Annotated in this window: 24 protein-coding genes and 1 pseudogene; 19 read left to right on the top strand and 6 right to left on the bottom strand. The window is 35.1% G+C overall.

Annotated features, from left to right (window positions below):
* Positions 1-7: 7 nt before the first annotated feature.
* Complete coding sequence (gene lexA, locus AC3WTI_RS09145; protein WP_048527687.1) at positions 8-628, bottom strand: transcriptional repressor LexA; 621 nt, start codon at positions 626-628, stop codon at positions 8-10.
* 141 nt (positions 629-769) lie between these two features.
* On the opposite strand from lexA, the gene AC3WTI_RS09140 reads away from it, so the two are divergent.
* Complete coding sequence (locus AC3WTI_RS09140) at positions 770-1,426, top strand: YneB family resolvase-like protein (RefSeq protein ID WP_097841667.1); 657 nt, start codon at positions 770-772, stop codon at positions 1,424-1,426.
* 45 nt (positions 1,427-1,471) lie between these two features.
* Positions 1,472-1,711 (top strand): DUF896 domain-containing protein, encoded by a 240-nt coding sequence (locus tag AC3WTI_RS09135; protein ID WP_000948565.1) that lies wholly within the window; start codon positions 1,472-1,474, stop codon positions 1,709-1,711.
* A 39-nt stretch (positions 1,712-1,750) separates the two neighbouring features.
* Here the strand turns inward: AC3WTI_RS09135 and AC3WTI_RS09130 are convergent, their stop codons facing one another.
* Positions 1,751-3,334, bottom strand: coding sequence for a bifunctional metallophosphatase/5'-nucleotidase (locus AC3WTI_RS09130; protein ID WP_097841666.1), 1,584 nt, complete (start codon positions 3,332-3,334; stop codon positions 1,751-1,753).
* Between the two features lie 183 nt (positions 3,335-3,517).
* On the opposite strand from AC3WTI_RS09130, the gene AC3WTI_RS09125 reads away from it, so the two are divergent.
* The 14 genes and pseudogenes from AC3WTI_RS09125 (at position 3,518) to AC3WTI_RS09060 (ending at position 18,273) form a co-directional block, all read left to right on the top strand.
* Positions 3,518-4,456: a phosphate/phosphite/phosphonate ABC transporter substrate-binding protein gene (locus tag AC3WTI_RS09125; protein ID WP_097841665.1), complete on the top strand. Its 939-nt coding sequence runs from the start codon at positions 3,518-3,520 to the stop codon at positions 4,454-4,456.
* A gap of 83 nt (positions 4,457-4,539) precedes the next feature.
* Entirely contained in the window at positions 4,540-5,313 is a 774-nt protein-coding gene (phnC, locus tag AC3WTI_RS09120; RefSeq protein WP_097841664.1) for a phosphonate ABC transporter ATP-binding protein, read from the top strand.
* Positions 5,310-6,104 carry a phosphonate ABC transporter, permease protein PhnE gene (phnE, locus tag AC3WTI_RS09115; RefSeq protein WP_087958698.1) on the top strand — a complete coding sequence of 265 codons (795 nt, stop codon included), beginning with the start codon at positions 5,310-5,312 and terminating at the stop codon, positions 6,102-6,104. The genes phnC and phnE (AC3WTI_RS09115) overlap by 4 nt, the downstream gene beginning before the upstream one ends.
* Positions 6,104-6,907 (top strand): phosphonate ABC transporter, permease protein PhnE, encoded by an 804-nt coding sequence (gene phnE, locus AC3WTI_RS09110; RefSeq protein WP_097841663.1) that lies wholly within the window; start codon positions 6,104-6,106, stop codon positions 6,905-6,907. The genes phnE (AC3WTI_RS09115) and phnE (AC3WTI_RS09110) overlap by 1 nt, the downstream gene beginning before the upstream one ends.
* A gap of 88 nt (positions 6,908-6,995) precedes the next feature.
* A pseudogene (locus tag AC3WTI_RS09105) lies at positions 6,996-7,477 on the top strand (coproporphyrinogen III oxidase).
* 224 nt (positions 7,478-7,701) lie between these two features.
* Complete coding sequence (gene tkt, locus AC3WTI_RS09100) at positions 7,702-9,702, top strand: transketolase (RefSeq protein WP_087958700.1); 2,001 nt, start codon at positions 7,702-7,704, stop codon at positions 9,700-9,702.
* 156 nt (positions 9,703-9,858) lie between these two features.
* A complete protein-coding gene (gene sirA, locus AC3WTI_RS09095) occupies positions 9,859-10,299 on the top strand; it encodes a sporulation inhibitor of replication protein SirA (RefSeq protein WP_087958701.1) in 441 nt (146 codons plus the stop codon).
* Positions 10,300-10,377: 78 nt separating this feature from the next.
* Positions 10,378-10,599 (top strand): YneF family protein, encoded by a 222-nt coding sequence (locus AC3WTI_RS09090; protein WP_001123316.1) that lies wholly within the window; start codon positions 10,378-10,380, stop codon positions 10,597-10,599.
* Between the two features lie 121 nt (positions 10,600-10,720).
* Positions 10,721-12,472 (top strand): ABC transporter ATP-binding protein, encoded by a 1,752-nt coding sequence (locus AC3WTI_RS09085; RefSeq protein WP_097841662.1) that lies wholly within the window; start codon positions 10,721-10,723, stop codon positions 12,470-12,472.
* Entirely contained in the window at positions 12,472-14,235 is a 1,764-nt protein-coding gene (locus AC3WTI_RS09080; protein WP_087958703.1) for an ABC transporter ATP-binding protein, read from the top strand. The genes AC3WTI_RS09085 and AC3WTI_RS09080 overlap by 1 nt, the downstream gene beginning before the upstream one ends.
* 119 nt (positions 14,236-14,354) lie before the next feature.
* The gene (locus AC3WTI_RS09075) at positions 14,355-15,374 is read left to right on the top strand and encodes a nuclease-related domain-containing protein (RefSeq protein ID WP_097841661.1); all 1,020 of its coding nucleotides are present in this window, start codon (positions 14,355-14,357) and stop codon (positions 15,372-15,374) included.
* Positions 15,375-15,380: 6 nt separating this feature from the next.
* On the top strand, positions 15,381-15,947 hold the full coding sequence (locus tag AC3WTI_RS09070; RefSeq protein ID WP_087958705.1) for a hypothetical protein: 567 nt from the start codon (positions 15,381-15,383) through the stop codon (positions 15,945-15,947).
* Positions 15,948-16,159: 212 nt separating this feature from the next.
* Positions 16,160-17,887, top strand: coding sequence for an S-layer homology domain-containing protein (locus AC3WTI_RS09065; protein WP_097841711.1), 1,728 nt, complete (start codon positions 16,160-16,162; stop codon positions 17,885-17,887).
* A 239-nt stretch (positions 17,888-18,126) separates the two neighbouring features.
* A complete protein-coding gene (locus AC3WTI_RS09060; RefSeq protein WP_048527526.1) occupies positions 18,127-18,273 on the top strand; it encodes a BC1881 family protein in 147 nt (48 codons plus the stop codon).
* 429 nt (positions 18,274-18,702) lie between these two features.
* Here AC3WTI_RS09060 and AC3WTI_RS09055 read toward each other — a convergent pair whose 3' ends face one another.
* A complete protein-coding gene (locus tag AC3WTI_RS09055; RefSeq protein WP_087958706.1) occupies positions 18,703-18,909 on the bottom strand; it encodes a DUF3903 domain-containing protein in 207 nt (68 codons plus the stop codon).
* A 142-nt stretch (positions 18,910-19,051) separates the two neighbouring features.
* Between AC3WTI_RS09055 and AC3WTI_RS09050 the strand changes: the two genes are divergently transcribed.
* Positions 19,052-19,465 carry an NUDIX hydrolase gene (locus AC3WTI_RS09050; protein WP_087958707.1) on the top strand — a complete coding sequence of 138 codons (414 nt, stop codon included), beginning with the start codon at positions 19,052-19,054 and terminating at the stop codon, positions 19,463-19,465.
* 12 nt (positions 19,466-19,477) lie between these two features.
* On the opposite strand, the gene AC3WTI_RS09045 is transcribed toward AC3WTI_RS09050, so the two are convergent.
* Both AC3WTI_RS09045 and AC3WTI_RS09040 read right to left on the bottom strand, forming a co-directional pair.
* Positions 19,478-20,155 (bottom strand): LrgB family protein, encoded by a 678-nt coding sequence (locus tag AC3WTI_RS09045; RefSeq protein WP_087958708.1) that lies wholly within the window; start codon positions 20,153-20,155, stop codon positions 19,478-19,480.
* Positions 20,152-20,517, bottom strand: coding sequence for a CidA/LrgA family holin-like protein (locus tag AC3WTI_RS09040; protein WP_492304354.1), 366 nt, complete (start codon positions 20,515-20,517; stop codon positions 20,152-20,154). Before AC3WTI_RS09040 ends, AC3WTI_RS09045 begins: the two co-directional genes overlap by 4 nt.
* Before the next feature lie 152 nt (positions 20,518-20,669).
* On the opposite strand from AC3WTI_RS09040, the gene alsR reads away from it, so the two are divergent.
* On the top strand, positions 20,670-21,575 hold the full coding sequence (gene alsR / locus AC3WTI_RS09035) for an acetoin biosynthesis transcriptional regulator AlsR (protein WP_492304353.1): 906 nt from the start codon (positions 20,670-20,672) through the stop codon (positions 21,573-21,575).
* Positions 21,576-21,638: 63 nt separating this feature from the next.
* Here alsR and AC3WTI_RS09030 read toward each other — a convergent pair whose 3' ends face one another.
* Entirely contained in the window at positions 21,639-22,238 is a 600-nt protein-coding gene (locus tag AC3WTI_RS09030; protein WP_097841660.1) for a YgaN family protein, read from the bottom strand.
* Positions 22,239-22,414: 176 nt separating this feature from the next.
* On the opposite strand from AC3WTI_RS09030, the gene AC3WTI_RS09025 reads away from it, so the two are divergent.
* Complete coding sequence (locus AC3WTI_RS09025) at positions 22,415-22,981, top strand: ABC transporter permease (protein WP_087958711.1); 567 nt, start codon at positions 22,415-22,417, stop codon at positions 22,979-22,981.
* Positions 22,982-22,990: the final 9 nt, after the last annotated feature.

Here is a 22,990-nt window from a genome sequence, read left to right as displayed (position 1 = left end):
TTTATTATTAATGTAAATCACGATACACGCCAATTACTTTGCCGATAACTGACACTTGTTTTAAAATGATAGGCTCTAATGAAGAGTTTTCCGGTTGTAGACGGAAATGGTCTTTTTCTTTGTAGAAACGTTTAACAGTTGCTTCGTTATCTTCTGTTAAAGCGACTACAATTTCACCATTATATGCAGACTGTTGCTGGCGAACAACAACTAAATCACCATCGAAAATACCAGCTTCAATCATACTATCTCCAGAAATACGTAACATAAACACTTGGTCTGCTCCAGCGACAATGCTAGCTGGAAGTGGGAAGTGATCTTCTACACTTTCAACTGCTGTAATCGGTAATCCAGCAGTAACTTTTCCGACAATTGGAACTTGAATAACAGATTGTGTTTCTGCATCCATTCGATCGTCACCCAAAATTTCAATTGCTCGTGGTTTTGTTGGATCGCGTCGAATATATCCTTTTTCTTCTAGTCGTGATAAATGTCCGTGCACTGTAGAACTAGAAGCGAGGCCGACTGCTTGACCAATTTCACGTACGGAAGGTGGATATCCTTTTTCTTGTACTTTTAGCTTAATAAAGTCGAGAATGTCTTGCTGGCGTTTCGTTAACTTTTCCATGTTTTCTAACACCTCGTTTTCTTTCATTTTTCTTATTAATAAGTATAACATGCGAAAAAACATTCTACAAACATAAGTTCGAACAAAAGGCGAATTTATGTTACACTGGAGGGAAATAATAGTGAGAAAGAGGGGTTCATAATGAATGCAATTATTTATGCGCGTGTGAGTACAACGAAGGAAGCGCAAGAAACGTCATTATTACGTCAAAAAGATGAATTATTGCATTTAGCTGAGCGCTATCAAATGAATGTTACTAAGGTGATTGAAGAGCAGGCGAGTGGCTATACAATTGAACGTGACGGCATATTAGAAGTGCTTGATACAATTCGAGATGAACAAATTGATGTGTTACTTATACAAGATGAAACGCGCCTTGGTAGAGGGAATGCAAAAATTGCATTAATGCACTGTTTACATAAAGAGGGAATAAAAGTATACACGCATACGCATAATGGGGAATTACAATTGTCGGATTCTGATTCGATGGTATTAGATATTATCGGTATTGTTGAAGAGTACCAAAGAAAGATTCATAATTTGAAGATTAAACGTGGTATGCAACGAGCCGTAGAAAAAGGTTATCGTCCAGAAAATAATTTAAAGAATCGTCATTTAAGTGTAGGGCGAGAGAAGAAAGAAGTGCCGATTGAGGAAATTGTACGTTTGCGCAAGAATGAACTTACTTTCGAAGAAATTGCAGCGACGCTTCGCGGCTTTGGTCATAACGTTTCAAAAGCGACAGTACATCGTAGATATGTAGAATATACAAAGCAATTGCTTGATAAAGAAACGTAACTATTGTATGATAATAATCAGTTTTGATTAGAAGGGGGATTCGAGATGCTTAGTCACGAACTCGTTGAACGCATTAACTTCTTAGCGAAAAAAGCAAAAGCTGAAGGTTTAACTGAAGAAGAACAACGTGAGCGTCAATCGCTACGTGAACAATATTTAAAAGGATTTCGTCAAAATATGTTAAACGAACTTAAAGGAATTAAAGTCGTTAACGAACAAGGTACAGATGTTACACCGGCGAAATTAAAAGCTTTAAAAAAGCAAGATAATGCAAAATTAAACTAAAAGATGGGCAAAGCCCATCTTTTTTATTTATTACATTCGTTATTTAATAACTTTCCAGTTGTTATTAACTGTTGCCTCTATCTTTTTGTGTTTCAAAATATAATTAGCAATTAGTTCAGACATATCTGTTGGTATGTCTTTTATTACGGGCTTATTTTGGAACATAAAGAAGTTTCCTCCGCCGCTAGCACGATAATTATTCATAACAACGTCATACTCTTCATCTATATTAAGAGGAATGCCTTTGCATTGTAAGGATTCTACTCTCTCTCCAATAGGTTTGGAAATGTTTAATACGTACGAAATCCCTTCCCACATATCGTAATTATAGTGTTGGGGCTTTGGTTCTATGAAGGTAGGGTTTACGATAATATCTCCATCTGCATGTAATGTGAAATAAGAAGCAGAGAGTTCAAGGGCATCTTTTATATCTGCTCCAGTTATTCTAATTACTTGTAATGTATTTGGATAAATATAATTAGAGACGATGTCACGCATTGTTACATGCTCAGGAAAACCTGGAGATGTATTATGAAATAAGCTTGTACAAGAAATAGAAACATTAGCTATCTCCATCTGTATGTTATTTATAAATTCAATAAAAGGATGGTCTTGCAAACGAGTTTGCATAGCGTCTGAAATTTGCATGTCTCCACAGATTAGTCCAATGGGGTGATCCAGCCAATTTTGTGTTTTCTCTTCATAATCGGCAACTAAGGAAAGAATATGTTGGTCCACCGCGATTCCTTGCACAGGCAATAATTGTGAATAACTCTCTTTTTTCACCCATTTTTGTTCTGTTTTTTCAAAAGTTACTGTTATTTTTCCAACGGAGTGTCCATTGCATCCGGTCTGTAAAATTGTTGTACCATTTATTGCGGTTTCAGCGATTTCCCGGTGTTGGTGTCCTGTTAGTAAAATATCGATTCCTTCAATTTCATGGCACATTGCATATCCTTGGTTTTCACCTGTTAAAACTTCAGTCGGTACCCCGGTTTGTAGATCGCGTTCAAATCCTCCGTGATACGCTACGACTAATAAATCTGGTTTCTCGTGTTCGTGAATATAAGAAACCCATTTTTTTGTTGTTTCTAATGCATCTTCAAATTGTAAATCTTGAATGTGATGGGGTTGTTCCCAATTAGGAATATAATGTGTTGTCACCCCTAAAATAGCAATTTTTATATTTGATTCAATATGTTTTATTATATATGGTTTCCCGAAATAAGGTTCTTTGCTGTTTTTATCTAAAATGTTTGCTGATAGATACGGGAAGTTCGCAGTAGAAATCGCATTGTTTAATACGCCCATTCCATAATTAAATTCATGATTCCCAATCACTGCGGCATCATAACGTAAATAGTTCGCTAATAAAGACATTGGATTTCTCTTATCTTTTTCATATGTAGCGTAATGATAAGTAAAGGGTGTTCCTTGTATGAAGTCACCGTTATCAATTAAAAGAACGTTTCTATTTTGGGAACGTTCTTTTTTTATAAGAGTAGAAATTTTAGCTAAACCAATTTCAGCTTCGGAGTTATCTTGGTAGTAAATTGGATAAACAGTACCATGTATATCACTTGTTAATAAGATGTTTAAAGTTACATTTTGATTTTGGTTCAATATCATTCACCTTTTCTATTGTTATCTACTAATTAAGCATATCAAATATATGAAGAGAATTTTAATGAGAATGTATAGAGTGTGTAAAGATTCTGTAAATAAACAATTATTCATGAAAATGTGTGATATATTTCTTCATGTTTACGGAAGGTAATTTATAACAATAAAAATGGAGGCTTTAATATGTTGAAAAAAGTTTTTGCAATGAGCACGACAGTTGTATTGGCGGCGGGATTATTAAGTGGCTGTGGAACGAAGGAATCTAGTGCAAGTAAAAATGAAGATACGAAAAAAGGTTATGTACCGAAAACCTTAAATGTTCAATTTGTTCCTTCTCAAAATGCAGATACATTAGAGGCGAAAGCAAAACCACTTGAGAAGCTATTAAGTGATAAATTAAATATTCCGGTAAAAGTTAGTATTTCAACGAACTACAATACAATTGTAGAAGCGATGGCATCTAAGCAAGTAGATGTAGGGTTTTTACCTCCAACAGCGTATGTGTTAGCGCATGAGAAAAAGGCTGCAAACGTAATTTTACAAGCACAACGTTTTGGAGTAGATGATGAAACGGGAGCTCCTACAAAGGATTTAGTAGACTTTTATAAATCAGAATTTGTAGTTAAGAAAGATTCAAATATTAATAGTGTAAAAGGTTTAAAAGGTAAAAAAATAGGTTATCAAGATGTAACGTCATCAGCGGGATATGTATGGCCTGCGGCAGTGTTGTTAAAAGATGGAATTGATCCACTGAAAGATGTGAAACCTGTTACATTAAAAGGTCACGATCAGTCGCTTATTGCTCTTTTAAATGGTGATGTAGATGCAGCTGTTGTATTCCAAGATGCTCGTAATATTGTAAAAAAAGATTATCCGAATATATTTGATCAAACGAAAATAGTGAAATTTACAGAGAAGATTCCGAACGATACGATTTCGGTACGTTCGGATTTAGATGCAGAGTGGAGTAAGAAATTACAGGACGCTTTCATTGAAATAGGAAAGAATGAGGAAGGTCACAAAATCATAAAAGAAGTATATTCACATGAAGGATATGTTAAATCTGATGATAGTAAATTTGATATCGTTCGTGAATATGGAAAGAAAGTAAAAACGCAATAATACATATGGAAATGGCAGCTAACTGGAATGATATGTTTTCAGTTAGTTTGCCGTTTTGAATACATAGAAGGTAGGTAAGATGTGTGATAGAGTTTCGAAATGTCTCCAAAGTGTATCCGAATGGTACAAAAGGATTAAATCATATAAATTTGAACATTAAAAAAGGCGAATTTGTTGTAATGGTAGGGCTGTCTGGGGCTGGAAAGTCTACACTTCTCAGATCGGTAAATCGACTTCATGAGATTACAGAAGGCGAAATTATGATTGAAGGGGAGTCTATTACTGCTGCGAAAGGAAAAGGCTTACGACGCATGCGCCGAGATATTGGTATGATTTTTCAAAGTTTTAATCTTGTAAAGCGATCAACGGTATTGAAAAATGTATTAGCTGGCCGTGTTGGGTATCATTCAACACTGCGTACAACGTTAGGTCTATTTCCAAAAGAAGATTTGGAGCTTGCTTTTCAATCGTTAAAAAGGGTGAATATTCTAGAAAAAGCAAATGCGAGAGCTGATGAATTATCAGGAGGACAACAGCAAAGGGTATCGATTGCTAGAGCATTAGCGCAAGAAGCAAAAATCATATTGGCAGATGAACCTGTTGCATCGTTAGATCCACTAACAACAAAGCAAGTATTAGATGATTTGAAAAAAATCAATGAAGATTTTGGAATTACAACAATTGTAAACTTACATTCTATTGAGTTAGCTAGGCAATATGCGACACGCATTATTGGATTACATGCAGGAGAAATTGTTTTTGACGGTTCAGTAGAAGAGGCAACGGATGAAAAATTTGCTGAAATTTATGGAGACGTAACGCGGAAAAGTGAATTGTTAGAGGTGGCAGTTAAATGAGTGACGTAACGATATATTCGAAATCGATACCGAAGCCGCCGAGTAAGTTGAAACATATGTTAACGTTTCTTTTAGTCATTTTACTGTTGTGGGGAAGTAGTGTACAGGTGGACGCATCATTTTCAAAACTAGTAATTGGTTTTCCTAATATGATGGATTTATTAAAAGAGATGGTGCCGCCAGATTGGAGCTATTTTCAAGTTATTACAACAGCGATGTTAGATACAATACGTATGGCGATTATTGGGACAACTCTAGGAGCAATATTAGCTATTCCACTGGCATTATTTGCGGCAAGTAATGTGTTTACTAGTACATTCTTGTACGGTCCAGCCCGATTGGTTTTAAATTTTATCCGAACGATACCAGATTTATTATTAGCGGCAATTTTTGTAGCTATTTTTGGAATAGGACCACTTCCAGGTATTTTGGCTCTTACTTTTTTCTCGATTGGGCTTGTGGCAAAATTATTGTATGAGTCAATTGAATCGATTGATCCAGGTCCATTAGAAGCGATGACAGCAGTAGGAGCAAATAAAATACAATGGATTGTGTATGGGGTAATTCCGCAAGTGAAAGCACATTTTGTCTCCTATGTTCTTTATACATTTGAGGTGAACGTACGTGCAGCAGCTGTTTTAGGTTTAGTAGGGGCTGGTGGTATTGGACTATATTATGATCGTACACTTGGATTTTTACAATATGAACAAACTGCCTCTATTATTATCTATACTCTTGTTGTTGTATTGTTAATTGATTATGTAAGTACATTGTTGCGGGAGAAATTATAATGAGTAAAACGACGTTAATCGTACCAAAACCGAAGAAACCGAGTATGCATCGCTGGATTATTTTTACAGCACTTGCGTTTGTTTATGTATGGGCTTTTTCAGGAGTACCGCTAGAGGGAATAAAGGAAACGGCGGGAGAAATTACAAAAGCAATTATGACAGGTGTATTGAATCCGGATTGGTCGTATGTATCTTTGCCAGATGGTGAAGATTTATTACATGGTTTAATTGATACGTTGGCAATTGCGATATTAGGTACATTTATTTCTGCCTTTTTATCTGTTCCATTCGCTTTTTGGGCAGCAACGAATATGAGCAGTGGAAAATTAACTTCAGGAACTGGAAAATTTGTACTTAGTTTTGTTCGTACATTTCCTGAATTAGTTATGGCTCTTTTATTTATAAAAGCTGTTGGACCAGGCTCTTTTGCCGGAGTTCTAGCTTTAGGGTTACACTCTATTGGGATGTTAGGAAAACTATATTCAGAAGGAATTGAAAATATAGATAAGGGACCGACGGAAGCATTAATAGCAACAGGCGCGAATCGCTTTCAAATACTTTGGTATGCAGTATTACCACAAGTATTACCGGATTTTCTATCGTATACGTTATACAGGTTCGAAATTAATGTACGATCCGCTGCTATTTTAGGTGTTATTGGAGCAGGGGGGATTGGTACGCCTCTCATTTTTGCACTGAGTTCACGCAATTGGTCTCGTGTGGGAATTATTTTATTGGGTATCATTTTAATGGTAATTATCATTGATTATATTTCAAGTTCGATACGGAAGAAAATCGTATAAGTTATGTTAGAAGCACCTACAAAAGGTGCTTTTTTTATATAATTAAGAATAATGAATGTAGACATTATGGAAAACCAGGGGGGATATTTTGGCTTTACAACATGATTTTGTATTTGTTTCAAATAAAAAAAAGGATTAGATTTTAAAGAGATAGATTGGATTGACCTTTGTTTTCTATATAAAGAAGAGGCAACGATAGATGAGTGTGTTGTATTAAGTGATGAGCTAATCGTATATCTATTAGATTTCATCCATTGGATTCCGACCTATTATCCAGCGAAAAGAGCAGAAGGATTCGGAATTCACTATTATGGTATTACGAAAATAGAACAGCGAGGGGCAGTAATAGCAGAACAGTTATTTTGTTCGCTTGTTAGCATGTTTTCTTTAGCCCCAGAAATAATTGAATTGACAGGACAGTTTCAATGGGAAAATGGTAATAATACGGATGGAGAATATGAAAGATACGTATTTAATCGAGATAAATTATCCCAAGATTTACAGTCGTTTATTTGTTTGCTTCGCAGAGTGAAAAATGGGGAAGGATATATTTTGCATTATGGAATTTAAAATTGATGAATAAATATACAGATAATTCCCTTTCTTTTTAAAATAAAAACAATGAAAAAAGTATGTCATATTGAATGCCCATACATTCCTGAAATCATTGATTTTTTTATAAAAAACCAAAAAAATATCAACATATTTGTCGATACATGTTGTATAATCTTGCGTGGGAAGCTATCATATAAATGTATAAAACGTTTACTAATATAAGCGAAGGGAAGAATAGCATGTCACATTCAATCGAACAACTTTCTATCAACACGATTCGCACATTATCCATCGATGCGATTGAAAAAGCAAACTCTGGTCACCCAGGAATGCCAATGGGTGCAGCACCAATGGCTTATACATTATGGACTCAATTTATGAAACACAATCCAAATAACCCAACGTGGTTTAACCGTGATCGTTTCGTATTATCTGCAGGTCATGGTTCAATGTTATTATATAGCCTACTTCACCTATCTGGTTATGATGTAACAATGGATGACTTAAAGAACTTCCGTCAATGGGGAAGCAAAACTCCAGGACATCCTGAGTACGGTCATACAGCTGGTGTAGATGCTACTACTGGTCCACTTGGACAAGGTATTTCAACTGCTGTAGGTATGGCGATGGCTGAAAGACATTTAGCTGCTAAATATAACCGTGATGCGTATAATGTAGTAGATCATTATACATACGCTATTTGTGGTGATGGAGATTTAATGGAAGGCGTTTCTGCTGAAGCATCTTCATTAGCTGCTCACTTACAATTAGGTCGTCTTGTTGTGCTTTACGATTCAAATGATATTTCATTAGATGGCGATTTAAATCGTTCATTCTCTGAAAGTGTAGAAGATCGTTACAAAGCATACGGATGGCAAGTAATCCGTGTTGAGGATGGAAACGATATTGAAGCTATCGCGAAAGCAATCGAAGAAGCGAAAGCTGACGAAAAACGCCCAACGCTAATTGAAGTAAGAACGACAATTGGTTTCGGTTCTCCAAACAAATCAGGAAAATCAGCTTCACATGGTTCTCCACTTGGTGTAGATGAAACAAAATTAACGAAAGCAGCATATGCTTGGACTGCTGAGCAAGATTTCCATGTAGCAGAAGAAGTATATGATAACTTCCGTAAAACAGTACAAGATGTTGGTGAAACTGCACAAGCAGAGTGGAACACGATGCTAGGTGAATATGCACAAGCATACCCAGAATTAGCAAACGAACTGCAATCAGCAATGAATGGTCTTCTTCCAGAAGGTTGGGAGCAAAACTTACCAACTTATGAATTAGGATCAAAAGCGGCAACTCGTAATTCTTCAGGTGCTGTAATTAATGCAATTGCAGAGTCTGTACCATCATTCTTCGGTGGATCTGCTGACCTTGCTGGTTCTAACAAAACATACATGAATAACGAAAAAGACTTTACAAGAGATGATTACAGCGGAAAAAATATTTGGTACGGTGTACGTGAGTTCGCAATGGGTGCAGCAATGAACGGTATTGCACTACATGGCGGTTTAAAAACTTACGGTGGTACGTTCTTCGTATTCTCTGACTACTTACGTCCAGCAATTCGTCTTGCAGCATTAATGCAATTGCCAGTAACGTATGTATTCACACACGACAGTATCGCTGTTGGTGAAGATGGTCCAACACATGAACCAATCGAGCAATTAGCAGCGCTACGTGCAATGCCAAATGTATCTGTTATTCGTCCAGCTGATGGCAATGAATCTGTTGCGGCTTGGAGACTAGCTCTAGAATCTACAAACAAACCAACTGCTTTAGTATTAACTCGTCAAGACCTTCCAACATTAGAAGGTGCAAAAGACGATACGTATGAAAAAGTAGCAAAAGGTGCATATGTAGTTTCTGCAAGCAAAAAAGAAACAGCTGATGTAATCTTACTTGCAACTGGATCTGAAGTAAGTCTAGCTATTGAAGCACAAAAAGCTCTAGCAGCAGACGGCGTTGACGCATCTGTTGTCAGCATGCCATCTATGGATCGCTTTGAAGCTCAAACTGCTGAGTACAAAGAATCTGTATTACCAAAAGCAGTAACAAAACGTTTCGCAATCGAAATGGGTGCTACATTCGGATGGCACCGTTACGTGGGTCTTGAAGGAGATGTGTTAGGTATCGATACATTCGGTGCTTCTGCTCCTGGTGAGAAGATTATGGAAGAGTATGGATTTACTGTAGAGAACGTTGTTCGTAAAGTAAAAGAAATGCTTTAATGATTTTAGAAAAATCTCTCCGGCATGGAGAGGTTTTTCTATGTAAATGAGTTTTTTCGACAGAAAAAGTTTTTTATCTCTCCGCAGTCAGACAATCATTGCAAAATTTCTTCTATATAATGAAGAGAAAAGGTTGTCCAGATTGGGAGGCGAAAGATGAAAACGTATGAATTGTATTTAATTCAAGAGGATATTGCGAAGGCTTACTTTGGTCGTGAATATTTGTTTTTTGATTTATTTGCTCGATTTTCAGAATCTGGGTCCCTTTCGGAGAAAAAAGTGTTATATAAACAAATGATGTATATAACGATGCCATTACAAGTAATGAAAATTCATCATAAATTAGAACAAGCTTTGCGCGTTCTTGGTAAATATGATCGAACACATCATACACATACACTTTATACAGGATCGGAATACGGCGAAATAATGGTGAAACCGCACTATATTCGTATGAATACCTCTGGAAATGTCTCTATGGAAACGACTTTCTTTGAGGTGTTAAGGAAGTGTGAATTAACATTTTTAGCTATGGATTATGAAAATACAAAGTACGGATGGCTGAATCCTCTAAAACAAGTACGAACATATGTGTAAAAAATGTCGAATTGTATCTTGTCTTATTGAAAAGGTTTTAGTACACTGTAAGGTAGACAACATGAAGGAGGAAAATATATGCCAATTTGGTTAGGTATTCTAGTGGGCGTAGTAGCACTAGTAGCAGGTGTGGCGTTAGGATTTTTCATTGCCCGCAAATACATGATGAACTACTTAGAAAAAAATCCACCAATTAATGAACAAATGTTAAAAATGATGATGATGCAAATGGGACAAAAACCTTCCCAAAAGAAAATCAATCAAATGATGAGCGCAATGAGCAAGCAACAAACAAAATAAGCGCTAAAAGACACTCGCTAAGAGTGTCTTTCTTTTTTTAGTTATAGAGTTTAAAACTTTTAAAAATTCTGTATTTTTGGTAAACTGAAAACATCGCTCATTTTAAGGGAGGAGGAGAAGAATGAAGGTATTTATTAATTTAGCGTGGTTTTTTAAACAGGAAAAACGAGCGTACATAATCGGAATTATTATGTTATTTGGTGTCGCGCTTCTTGAACTTGTAGCCCCGAAAGTACTAGGTATTGTGGTAGATGAAATTAATAATGGAACATTAACATCTGAAAAATTGTTGAAGTGGGTTATTTTGTTAGTGGTTGTAGGGGTTACTATGTACATATTACGTTATTTATGGCGTATTATGATTTTTGGGTCTTCGTTAAAATTAGCCCGTCAATTACGAAAGAATTTATATGAACATTTTACAAAGATGAGTCCATCTTTTTATCAATCACGTCGAACTGGAGATTTGATGGCGCATGCGACCAATGATATTCAGGCGATTCAACAAACTGCTGGATCGGGGGTTCTAACGCTCGTTGATTCATTAGCGGTTGGTGGATGTGTACTCGTAGCGATGGGCTTTACAATTAGTTGGAAGTTGACTTTGTTAAGCTTAATTCCAATGCCGATTGTAGCGATTTCGACAAATTATTATGGAACGTTATTACATAAAAGATTTCATAAAGCGCAGCAATCGTTTTCGGAAATCAATGATAAAGTGCAAGAGAGTATGAGTGGGATGAAGGTAATCCGGTCACTTGGACAAGAAAAAGAAGATTTACAAGCATTTCGAAAAAAGTCAGAAGATGTCGTACATAAAAATATGTTGGTTGCACGTATTGATTCGTTGTTTGATCCGACCATCTCTCTTATCGTTGGATTTTCTTTTTTAATTGCAGTATGTTACGGGTCAGTATTAGTTGTGAGAGACGAATTGACTGTAGGTAATCTTGTTACATTTACAACGTACTTAGGTACCCTCGTTTGGCCAATGTTAGCGTTTGGATGGTTGTTTAATATTATGGAGCGTGGGCGTGCTTCGTATGACCGTGTAGAGAAAATACTCTCTCAAAAATCAGATGTCGTAAATAGAGAAGATGCTGTACATAAAGTAGCAAGCGGTGATGTGACATTTGCGGTTGATTCATTTTCATATAAGAAAAATGAATTGTCGCAGCTAATAGATGTTCACTTTGATTTGAAGAAAGGTGAAACACTAGGAGTTGTCGGCCGTACGGGTGCGGGGAAAACGACGTTATTAAAATGTTTAATCCGTGAGTATGATCATTTTAATGGTGAATTAAAAGTTGGGGAGCGGGATATTCGTGATGTGACACTTTACGGTGTTCGTTCTGCCATTTCATATGTGCCGCAAGATCATTTTTTATTTTCAGCGAGTATAGGGGAAAATATTGCCTTCGGAAAGGCGGATGCTACATATAATGAAATTACCCGCGCTGCAGAGATTGCTTGTATTCATAATGACATCCTCCAATTTTCAGAAGGGTATGAAACAGTAGTAGGAGAAAGAGGAGTTTCTTTATCTGGAGGTCAAAAACAGAGAATTTCTATTGCGCGTGCTTTATTAACAGATGCTGAAATTTTAATTTTGGATGATTGTTTATCAGCAGTAGATGCAAAAACAGAAGAAACGATTTTAAGTGCATTAAAGAGGGAAAGAGCAGGGAAAACAACGATTATTACTGCTCATCGCTTAAGTGCAATTCAACATGCCAATCTTATACTTGTTGTGGATGAGGGGCGAATTGTGCAACGAGGTACACATGAGCAATTAATGGAAGAAAACGGTTGGTATAAAGAAATGTATGAGAGCCAGCAGTTAGAAGCATTAGTCGAGAAAGGAGGCGTATGATGACTAAGAAGAAGCGGAGTGATTTAAGTAGGTTACTTTCTTATATGAAGCCATATAAAGGATTGCTATCTTTAGCATTTGTCTTTTTAGTTGGTGCAACTGTAACCGAAATGATGGGGCCTTTTTTAATTAAACAATTTCTTGATGAACATTTAGTACCACGTAACTTTGATCAATCAGCACTTGTTACACTATTTGTAGTGTATCTTATTGCTCATTTATTAAAAGTATTATTTACATATTTAGACTTATTATATTTTCAAAATATCGCTTTTAAAATTGTTCAAGATATGCGTGTGGAAGTATATGATCATGTTCAAAAGCTGTCATTAAGTTTCTTTGATCGTACGCCGATTGGTACGCTCGTATCGCGCATAACGAATGATACGGAAGCAATTAAAGATTTTTATGTAAGTGTATTGTCCACATTTGTCAAAAATGTAGTCTTTTTAATAGGTATTGTAGTAGCAATGTTTTTATTAAATGTAAAATTAGCTCTATTTTCTCTCATATTAATTCCGATCATGTTTGCAATTATGGTGCTATATCGCCGGAAAAGTGCAGTTTTTTATTTAGAAGTACGTAATCAACTTAGCGTGCTAAATGCAAAGTTAAATGAGTCTATTCAAGGAATGAATATTGTTCAAGTGTTCAGACAAGAAAAGCGCATGAGAAAAGAGTTTGAAGAAGTGAATGATAAACATTATAGTGCAGGGCGACGTACGTTAAAGTTAGATGCGTTACTTTTACGTCCAGCAACGGATTTAGTTCATATTGTAGCTATTGCGTTAGTCCTTGGTTTATTTGGAATTGATGCTTTAAAGAGCCCTGTTGAAGTAGGAGTTCTGTATGCCTTTGTTAACTATATACACCGTTTCTTCCAACCTGTAAATGAGATGATGATGAAATTATCATTTTTCCAACAGGCACTTGTTTCATCATCACGTGTATTTCATTTAATGGATGAAAAAGATTTAGCGCCAGTTCAGAAAGGGGAGGGAAATCCTCAAGTCGTTAATGGAGATATTGAATTTAAAAATGTTACTTTTTCATATGATGGTAAACGAGATGTTTTAAAAAATGTATCTTTTCACGTGAAACAAGGGCAAACGGTTGCTTTCGTTGGACACACTGGTAGTGGAAAAAGTACCATTATGAATTTGTTAATGCGATTTTATAATATTAATTCCGGAAATATTGTAATAGATGGTGTAGATTTAGAGGGATTTACAGAACAAGAAATTAGAAAAAAAATAGGACTCGTGCTGCAAGATGCATTTTTATTTGCGGGAAATGTAAAACAAAATATACGTATGTATAATGAAGAGATTACGGATGAAGAAGTAAAAGAAGCAGCGCAATTTGTGCAAGCGAATACGTTTATTGAGAAATTACCAGAGCAGTATGAAACGGAAGTAGTAGAAAGAGGAACCGCTTTTTCTAGTGGTCAACGACAATTAATTGCCTTTGCTAGAACGATAGCAACGAATCCGAAAGTATTAGTATTGGATGAAGCAACAGCTAATATTGATACAGAAACGGAGGATGCAATCCAAACAGCATTACAGCAAATGCGAAAAGGGAGAACGACTATAGCAATTGCGCACAGATTATCTACCATTCAAGATGCAGATCAAATTTTTGTTATGCATGATGGAGAGATAGTGGAAAGAGGGACACATCAAGAATTACTGAGTAAACAAGGGTTGTATCATAATATGTATTTACTACAAAATAAAGGAAGTTTACAAAAGGCCTTGTAGAATTACAAGGTCTTTTGAATGCGCGTGAAATTTTTACAAAAAATATAAGGATAACATAGTATAATGGAGTAGAAATATGTATGGAAAATAGTAGGGAATGAAATGAAGGAGAAAAATATATGGATTATGTGCTAATGGGTGTAATTTTATTATTATTAGCTGCAGTATTCGTACTGTTTTATAAAAATAAACAGCTAGAATCAGAAAGCCAGCAAGTAGAATTTGAAAAGAAACAAGCAATTGAAACGTACGAAAATGAAATTGCAGCTACGGTTACAGAGCATAAAGAACAACAAAATACATTGAAAAATATGGAGCAGAAAAAATACAATGATTTACAAATAAGTGCAGCTAGAGAACTTGAAAATATGCGGATGATGAAAAATCAATTAGCTGTGCAACATAGTAAAGAACGCAGTGAAATGCAAGAAAAGCATAGTAACGAAATACATATGTTTCAAAAGTTAATTGCCGATTTGCGAGAGTATACAAAAAATGGAGCTGAAGTGAGTACATACGAAACATTACAATATATGAAGCGTGGTTTCGTAGAGCAAGGCATAATACTACATAATGAATTTCATATTATGCCGAATGTTTTTATTACAAATCAGCATGGAGGAAATGATCTTCGAATTCATCATCTCGTCTTAAGCAAAACGGGTATATATGTACTTGAGACGAAAGAATGGACAGGGCAATTAATTCATGGCATAACGAAAGAAAATGCTAGTATATATTCATTTATGATTGAGGAAATTGGCAAGTATCAACAAGAGATGGAGAAAGAAGAGACGTTTGCATACATTACAGGTGAAGACTCATTAACGATACAAGTGAAAAATGAAGGGAATCCAGTATATAGAGCGAAGAAACTATCGCATTTTCTATACAATTGTTTGAAAGAAAAGCAAGTTGATATTGTAAAAGAAAACGTAAAACCAATTGTATATTTTTATAATGAGAGCGGAAAAGAAGTGCTAGATCTTTCTGAAGAAAAAACGCCGAGATTAAAAGATAGAGAGCAAATGGTAACGTTCTTCAGAAATGAGATTTTAACAGGGAAAGTAATATATACAGATCAAGAGTTAGAAAAACTTCGAGACGTCATTAATCAAATGAATTATATAATGAATTAAAAAGGAGTGGGCTTTTTGAGTGCTATATTAAGGGGTATTTTGTATGTTTATATTTGTTTGTATATACTAATATATCTTGCGTTTGTTTTTGTGATTGATGCAGTTCATATGTCATTAAGTGTAAAAAGTATGTTTATAGTAGTCATGCCGTTCGTTTTATTATTTGTAATTCAAAAGTTCGTCTTACATGTTTCCGTAAATCGTAATAAAGAAAAGAAGCAAATGCTAGGTGGAATGATAGTAGGTTGTATTCCATTGTTAGTGTGTACAGGACAATTAAGTATGAATACATACACTTCAAAGTTTAATCAAGATCGATGGTTACATGCCGAAGAGAAACGGGTACATATGGTAGATAATCTAATACAAAAATATAAATTAACAGGAAAATCAAATGAAGAAATTACAAAATTATTGGGAACGCCTACTGAAACGAGAAATGGAGAAGACGGGGTTATCACTTCGTACTATCTGGGAACTGAACGAGGCTTTATTCCTATAGATAGTGAACATCTTGTTTTACAATTTGATAGAGATGGTAAAGTTATGAAATATAAGGTGAAAAGAGATTAAAGAACCGTAGAGAGGCTATATATTATAGCTTCTTTTTTATATTCCAATATAGTAAATGTAGGCAAATAGTAGTCATTCCTATCTATACGAATTGGGATGAGTCTGTTATATTGTAAATGGTTATGTTACTTAATAGTTTACTATATAACCTATATTTTGGTTGAGGAGGGGGAATTTAACACGAATTTAATTACTGCGTGTTAAGTATTATGATGAAAAAAAGATTTTATAATGTTTTAGCTGCATCGATTGTATTTGGTACGGTAACGATTCCAAATTATTCCTATGCTAATGAACTTGAAAAAACAGTAGCAGTTTCAACTGATGAACAAGCTTTAAAAAGTATTGAAAACCATATGCAGGATGAAGATGGTCGTGGAGAGGACAAGGGAGTAATAAATGAAGTGCAAGGTGAGTTTCTTGTACATATAGTGAAAGAAGTACCTTTATACGATTCTAGTGATTTTCAAAAAGAGACAGGGGTTCACATTTCGAACCAAGTTGTAAAAGCTGAGAAGAGAAAAGGAAACGCTTACTATGTTCGAACTTCATCTGGAGCTGGGTGGATAGAAAATAGTGAGGGGAATGTAGAAAATAAAGAAATTCACCCTTTATCAAATGAAAAGCTGGTAATTAATGAAGTAACTTCTATTTACTCTGAACCATTTTCTTCATACAAAGAAGGAAATGTATTGGAGCCACAAACTATCCAAGTAATTGGACAGGCCGGAGAATGGTTCCAAGTAAAAATAAATAATGAGGTGAAATGGATTTATTCACCTTCAGCAAAATTTGAAGGAACAAAGGATTCGCTTATTCAAGAAGCGACACCAGCACGTACAAAACGTGCAGCAGTTATGTATGCTGCACCAATAGAAGAGAAAACTACGGATATTTATGGTGTAACTTTAAAAGAAATGATTGTACCGAAAGGAAATGACAATATTCGTCCTGGTTATGCGATGAATCCGAAGTATATTACGATTCACGAGACAGATAATTATAGTGTTGGGGCAAATGCTAGAAACCATGCAATATATTTATATAACCAAGCAACGGGAACGGAAGATCGTTCAGCGTCTTGGCACTTTACAGTAGACGATAAAGAGATTTATCAACACCTTCCATTAAACGAAAATGCTTGGCATGCCGGAGATGGAGCAGAAGGAACTGGAAATCGAGAATCCATTGCGATTGAAATTGCTGTAAACGAAGATGGTGATTATAATAAAGCTGTTGAAAATGCTCGTAAATTAGCAGCTTATTTAATGGGAGAATTACATATTCCTATAGAAAATGTGAAGAAGCATCAATTTTGGAGTGGTAAAAATTGTCCCGCCATTATGATTAAAAACAATGCGTGGGAACCATTTTTACAAGGAACAAAAGCTTATTATGATGCGAACCATAAAGATGATATAACAGGCGGGTGGTACGAAGCAGACATTCGTGAATTAGATAAACGTGGCATTATGGTTGGAGACGGGAAAGGTTCTTATTGGCCAGATCGTCTCGTAACGCGTGGTGAATTCGCGAATTTGATTTCAAGATCATTGCAGTTACCTGAAGGATCATCGAATTTTAATGATTTAAATACAGCACATCCATCGCTAATAGACGGTATTAATCGTGCAGCAACTGCCGGGATAATAAGTGGTAGAGGGAATGGGACATTTGCTCCAAATGATACGATTAAACGAGATGAAGCTGTTATCATGATTGACCGTGCACTGCAATATAAAAAAATTAAAGGTAACTTAGTTCCGTTACCATTCTCGGATCAAGATTTAGCATATGATAAACAAGCTGTACAACGTGTTTATGGATTAGGTATTGTAAAAGGAAATGAAAATAATGAATTTATGCCGAAAGGTTCTGCAACGCGTGGAGAATCGGCAGCATTTATTAATAGAATGTTAAATGTAATAGAAAGTAAATAATGAAAAAGCATTCGCGATTGCGAGTGCTTTTTTATTTTTCAATACGTTACGGAAGGGAGAGAAGAGTTTTAGGGGGAATAAGGAATGAAAGCGGAGGTGATGCATATATATAGATGCATTGGGTTATTTTTATCGTGCATAAACGGGTAGCTCAATTATTATCAATGTGGAGTGTACTGAAGCTCTACTGATTAAAGTTTTACTGTATCATATTGTATAAATGAAAAGGAGGTAAGACGGTGAAAGCTATACCGACTGAAGCCCTGAGTAAAGAATTGATGGAAAGAGAAGGAGTTATATCTATTACAGTAAAAGAATTTGAAAAGATAGAAGTAGCTGGAGTAGTAGTCGCTGGTCCTGCGGTAATTTTGATTAATCAAGACTAAGTACATAGTATTGATTTAGAAAAGTATGAAAAGCATCCGCCGAGGATGCTTTTCATACTTTTGAAGTTTTCTATGATTATGACACCAGTTCTAGCTGGATGTATGCTATTAATGGAATAAAAATAATATAGCAAACTAATATGTTTTACGACTGAATTATGTAAGTAATTCATATTTCCCATATAAAAGGATTTGTTTTAATATAATGAGTGTAAAGTTCGAGTATTCGAAGTACTACTTGAATTATATCCCTATCCCTTTTCTAAAAATGCGAACAAGTTTTGCCCTATTCTATTCAATAATTAATTGCATAGAAATATAATGTTCGATGACCATTATGGAACGTACATAATGGAAAAATCCCGATCCTTAAAGAGGATGCCCCTAATCTTCATGTGAAAATATGATCGGATAAGAAAGCTGACCAATTTATGGTCGGCTTTCTTTTTGTTCAAAAGTTATTTTTTCTTTAATTTCTGTTTGCAATAATAAAGCTTTACCGAAACGACGTTTACATTCCGTACGCACTTTTTCAATGGCTAGTAGCTGAGTAGTGGCGGGAACGGTTACGATAGCTTGGCGAGGTTTTCGATTTTCTTCACAAAAGACACATTCCACAACATATTTAGAAATCATATTTTCATCCTTCCGTTTTTCATTTCTAAGAAGGGATTGCCTTTGAAGTTGATGTAGTCTTTCGTCATTATTTTACTATTTTCCTCTTTTTTTCAAGGGGAAAATAAAAAAGAAGACGAATAGTAGTAGGGGAGGGATGTATATGGAAAGATGGATAGGTTGTGCAGCAGTATGTGTAAACGAAAGAAATGAAGTTCTAATGGTGTTACAAGGACAAAAGGGTGAAGAAAAAAGATGGTCTGTTCCAAGTGGCGGGCTTGAAAAGGGAGAAACACTAGAAGAATGTTGTATTCGAGAAGTTTGGGAAGAAACAGGTTACAATGTGGAAGTTGTAAGTAAAATATATGAAAAAGAAGGTATTACATACGGGGTTCCTGTATACGTTCATTATTATGTCGTTAAAACAATAGGTGGTAGTATGAAAATCCAAGATCCTGATGAATTAATACATGAAATTGCTTGGAAGAGGATAGATGAAATAAAGGAGTTAACGCTATCTTTCCCGGAGGATTATGAGATTTTAAATACATATATAAATAAAAAAGCGAGTGTTTAAACACTTGCTTTTTCAATGTATCCACGATAAGAAAAGCGGAACGATAACTAAACTAGCTCCTGCTGTTAAAAGCATAGATAAACTTGCGATCGTTCCCTCTACAGGACCGATTTCGAATGCTTTTGATGTACCGGTTCCATTTGCGCTCGTTCCTAACATAATACCTTTTGCAATTGCTGTTTTAATACGGCATATACGAATGAGAGAAGGTCCGAGCAATGCTCCTGTTAACGCGGTTAAAACAACAAATACTGCTGTTAATTGTGACATACCACCAATCATTTCTGAAATGGCCATTGCAATTGGCGTCGTTACAATATGAGGTGCTAAACTATGTTCTAACGATGAATCAATTTGAAAATAATTTGCTAGTAGTGCTGAAGTAATAACTGATAAAAACGAACCGACAATGACGTTAAGTAAGATAGCTATTCCATGTTTCTTAAGTAAATCAAAGTATTTATAGATTGGCCATGCAAAAGCAACTGTTGCAGGTTTTAATAATTCTGTTAACCATTGGCCTCCAGTTTCATACGTTTCATAAGATGTGTCTAGTCCGAGTAATAAAGCGATTAAAATAATAGGACAGACGAGAAGAGGAGAAAGTAAGCTCCAATTCCAGCGTTGATACATTTTCTTCGATATCCAATATGTGAATAGTGTTAATAGTAAACAAAGAAAGCCGATCATTGCACGGATTCTTTCCGCTTTAGTAGCAATTCTGTTAAGAGTCCTGTAACGAGAGTGACACAAAGTGTACTAATCATAATAATTAAAATGAGATCGATTCCATATTGTGATAGTGTATCTTTGTAGCGTATGACAGCGACTGCAGAAGGAATGAAAAATAAAATAAGTTCTTTTAATAAAAAGTCTGCACCGTCCTGTATCCACTCTTTTTTCACTAGGTTAAATTTTAATGAGATTAATAATAAAAAAATACCGATAATACTTCCTGGAACCGGGAGGTGTGCCTGTTTTGCAATCCATTCACCTGTCCAAGCGAAACAAAATAATAGTAAAATTTGTCCGCTTAATTTCCACCATTTCATACAGTAACCACCTCTTTCTTTTTTTACATAAAAATTGTAAAAAAGAATTAACAATTTCTACTATACGTTCATTCGAAAAATTTGTCTAATATATAAATTATATGTTATTAATATATTAGACGTATTAATTGAAATGGAAAAGGGTGTCCAAAATGGAATTACGGCATTTGCAATATTTTGTTGTAGTGGCAGAGGAGTTACACTTTGGACGAGCGGCTGCTCGTTTACAAATGACACAACCACCGCTTAGTCAACAAATTCAGCAATTAGAAAAAGAAATGGGAGTTATGTTATTTTCAAGAACGAAGAGAAAGGTTGAATTAACAGAAGCTGGAGAAATGTTTTTGAAAGAAGTAAAAAAAGCGTTTGAACAAATTGAAAAAGCGGTAGAGATTGCACAAAGTGCCCAAAGAGGAGAAGTGGGCTCACTTTCAATTGGTTTTGTAGGTGCGGCGATATATGATATTTTACCATCTATCGTAAGGGAGTATAGAAAGAAATTTCCGAGGGTGTCTGTTGCATTACATGAATTATCTACTCCAGATCAAGTGCATGCACTTCATGATAATCGTATTGATATTGGATTTTTGCGTCCACCAATCCCAACACAATTATTAGAATTAGAGCCAATTCAAAAACTATCTTGTACGTTATGTTTACCGAAGGCTCATCCACTTGCAGAAAAAGATGAAATACATATAGAAGATTTACGGGATGAACCGTTTGTATTTATTACGAGACCAGTATGGCCAGCGCTGTATGATACAATTTTGTCACTTTGCCGCGACGTCGGGTTTAGTCCGCGTATCGTACAAGAAGCAACAGAATACCAAACAGTTATGGGATTTGTAGCGGCAGGGATTGGAATTACGGTAATACCTGTATCGGCAAATAAATTGTATAAAACAGAAGTCGTATATAAAGAGTTATGTGATTCGAATTTTGTTGCAGAAATGTCAGTAGCTTACAAGAAAATGAATACTAACCCAGAACTTTTAGAGTTTTTAAAAATTGCAAGAGAGAAGAAAAGAATTGAAGTTGAGGATGAGATTAATTAATTTGTTAAAAAGTACACCTCGTTAAACACTAAGGCGGAAATGCAATACTATTGCATTTCCGCCTTAGTGTTCTTTTTTTAGCTCTATACTAAAGAGATAAACATGTTCGTTTTCTTTTAAGAGTATATCAATACTTGAATCTTCATCAATTGTAGGGACGCTTACAGTTTCTTTATTTGTTTGAATAACCGCTGCTAAAATTGTTTTTTGATTGTATTTTAAGTTTTTAGTAGATTGGATTGTAGTAGTTGCAGAACTATTTATGCCTAGGAGAGACTCTTGAGGGACAAGTGTTGAACCACCGTCGATATTCATATACCATTGACCTTTCTCTTGTATATCTTTATCAAATTGGAAATGCGGTGGTATAAAAGAAAGTTTCACTTTCTTTTTTGAAAAATGAGAGGTAGCAATATAAGCAATTTCTTTTGTTTTTTTACCATTTTGATAATAATCAATCGTAGCATGTATTTCATCTTTTTCATTTTTTAGTGTAACGTTGTAAAACATGCTGTTTCCTTCTTGAAAAGGGGTCATTTTTAAAATAGAGGATTGTTCTTCTGTTAATTTGTATGGCTCAACAATGGCAACTTCATTATTTTTAAGTGGGTTACAACTGGTGAGAAATAATAAAAACAAGATTGATAGTAACTTTATACGCATGCAATACTCTCCTTTTTTACAATTATATTCTAAATATGATTTTTTTACCATTTTTGTTTTCTAGGACTAAAGACTTAGAAACAATTCAGATTGTAGTGCGATGTTTAAAATGTCATATTTTTATACACTAGTAGTATAGAATGAGTTTGTTATGAAGTAAGGTAGGGGAAGAACATATGTCTTTATGTCAGTTAGTGAGAAAAAATATAAGAACATTTGCTGCCAAAAGGATGAAGCAATTTATGTGGATTGCTATGAGTACTATGGTTTTGTTTTTTATGATATCGCTCCAATTTAATAAAGGGGCTATTGGGGAATTAGGGACTACACTTTTATTTCAAATATGTTTTTACACGCTGTTTCTTATATTCATTATTATATGTATTTTTACTACATATAAAATAATGTTTTCTCTTCTGCAAGTGAGGAAAGAGGAAATTAAAACTTATGCAGCAGAGAATAGGAACGTACTATGTGTATTATGCCAGGAGCAATTATTCATTTATGGCGCAGCGTTTGTTTTTGGATTAGTTAATGGGATGTTATTTTTGAAATTATTTACGATTATCTTTATGAAAATAGTAGGAATACAAGGGGTGAATAGTGCACCGATTACAATGTATGCAATAGTAGTTGTTAGTATAATTATGGTTGGTATCGTTCTATTATCGATGGTGCAATGTTTTCGATTTGTTCAAAATTTACAAGATGAAAATTCATTTCATTTCAAAGAAAAGGCATGAGAAATCATG

This window comes from Bacillus sp. EB106-02-03-XG38 (assembly GCF_058792175.1).
Note: the sequence above shows the minus strand (reverse complement) of the source record. Positions and strands in the feature narration are given on the sequence as shown.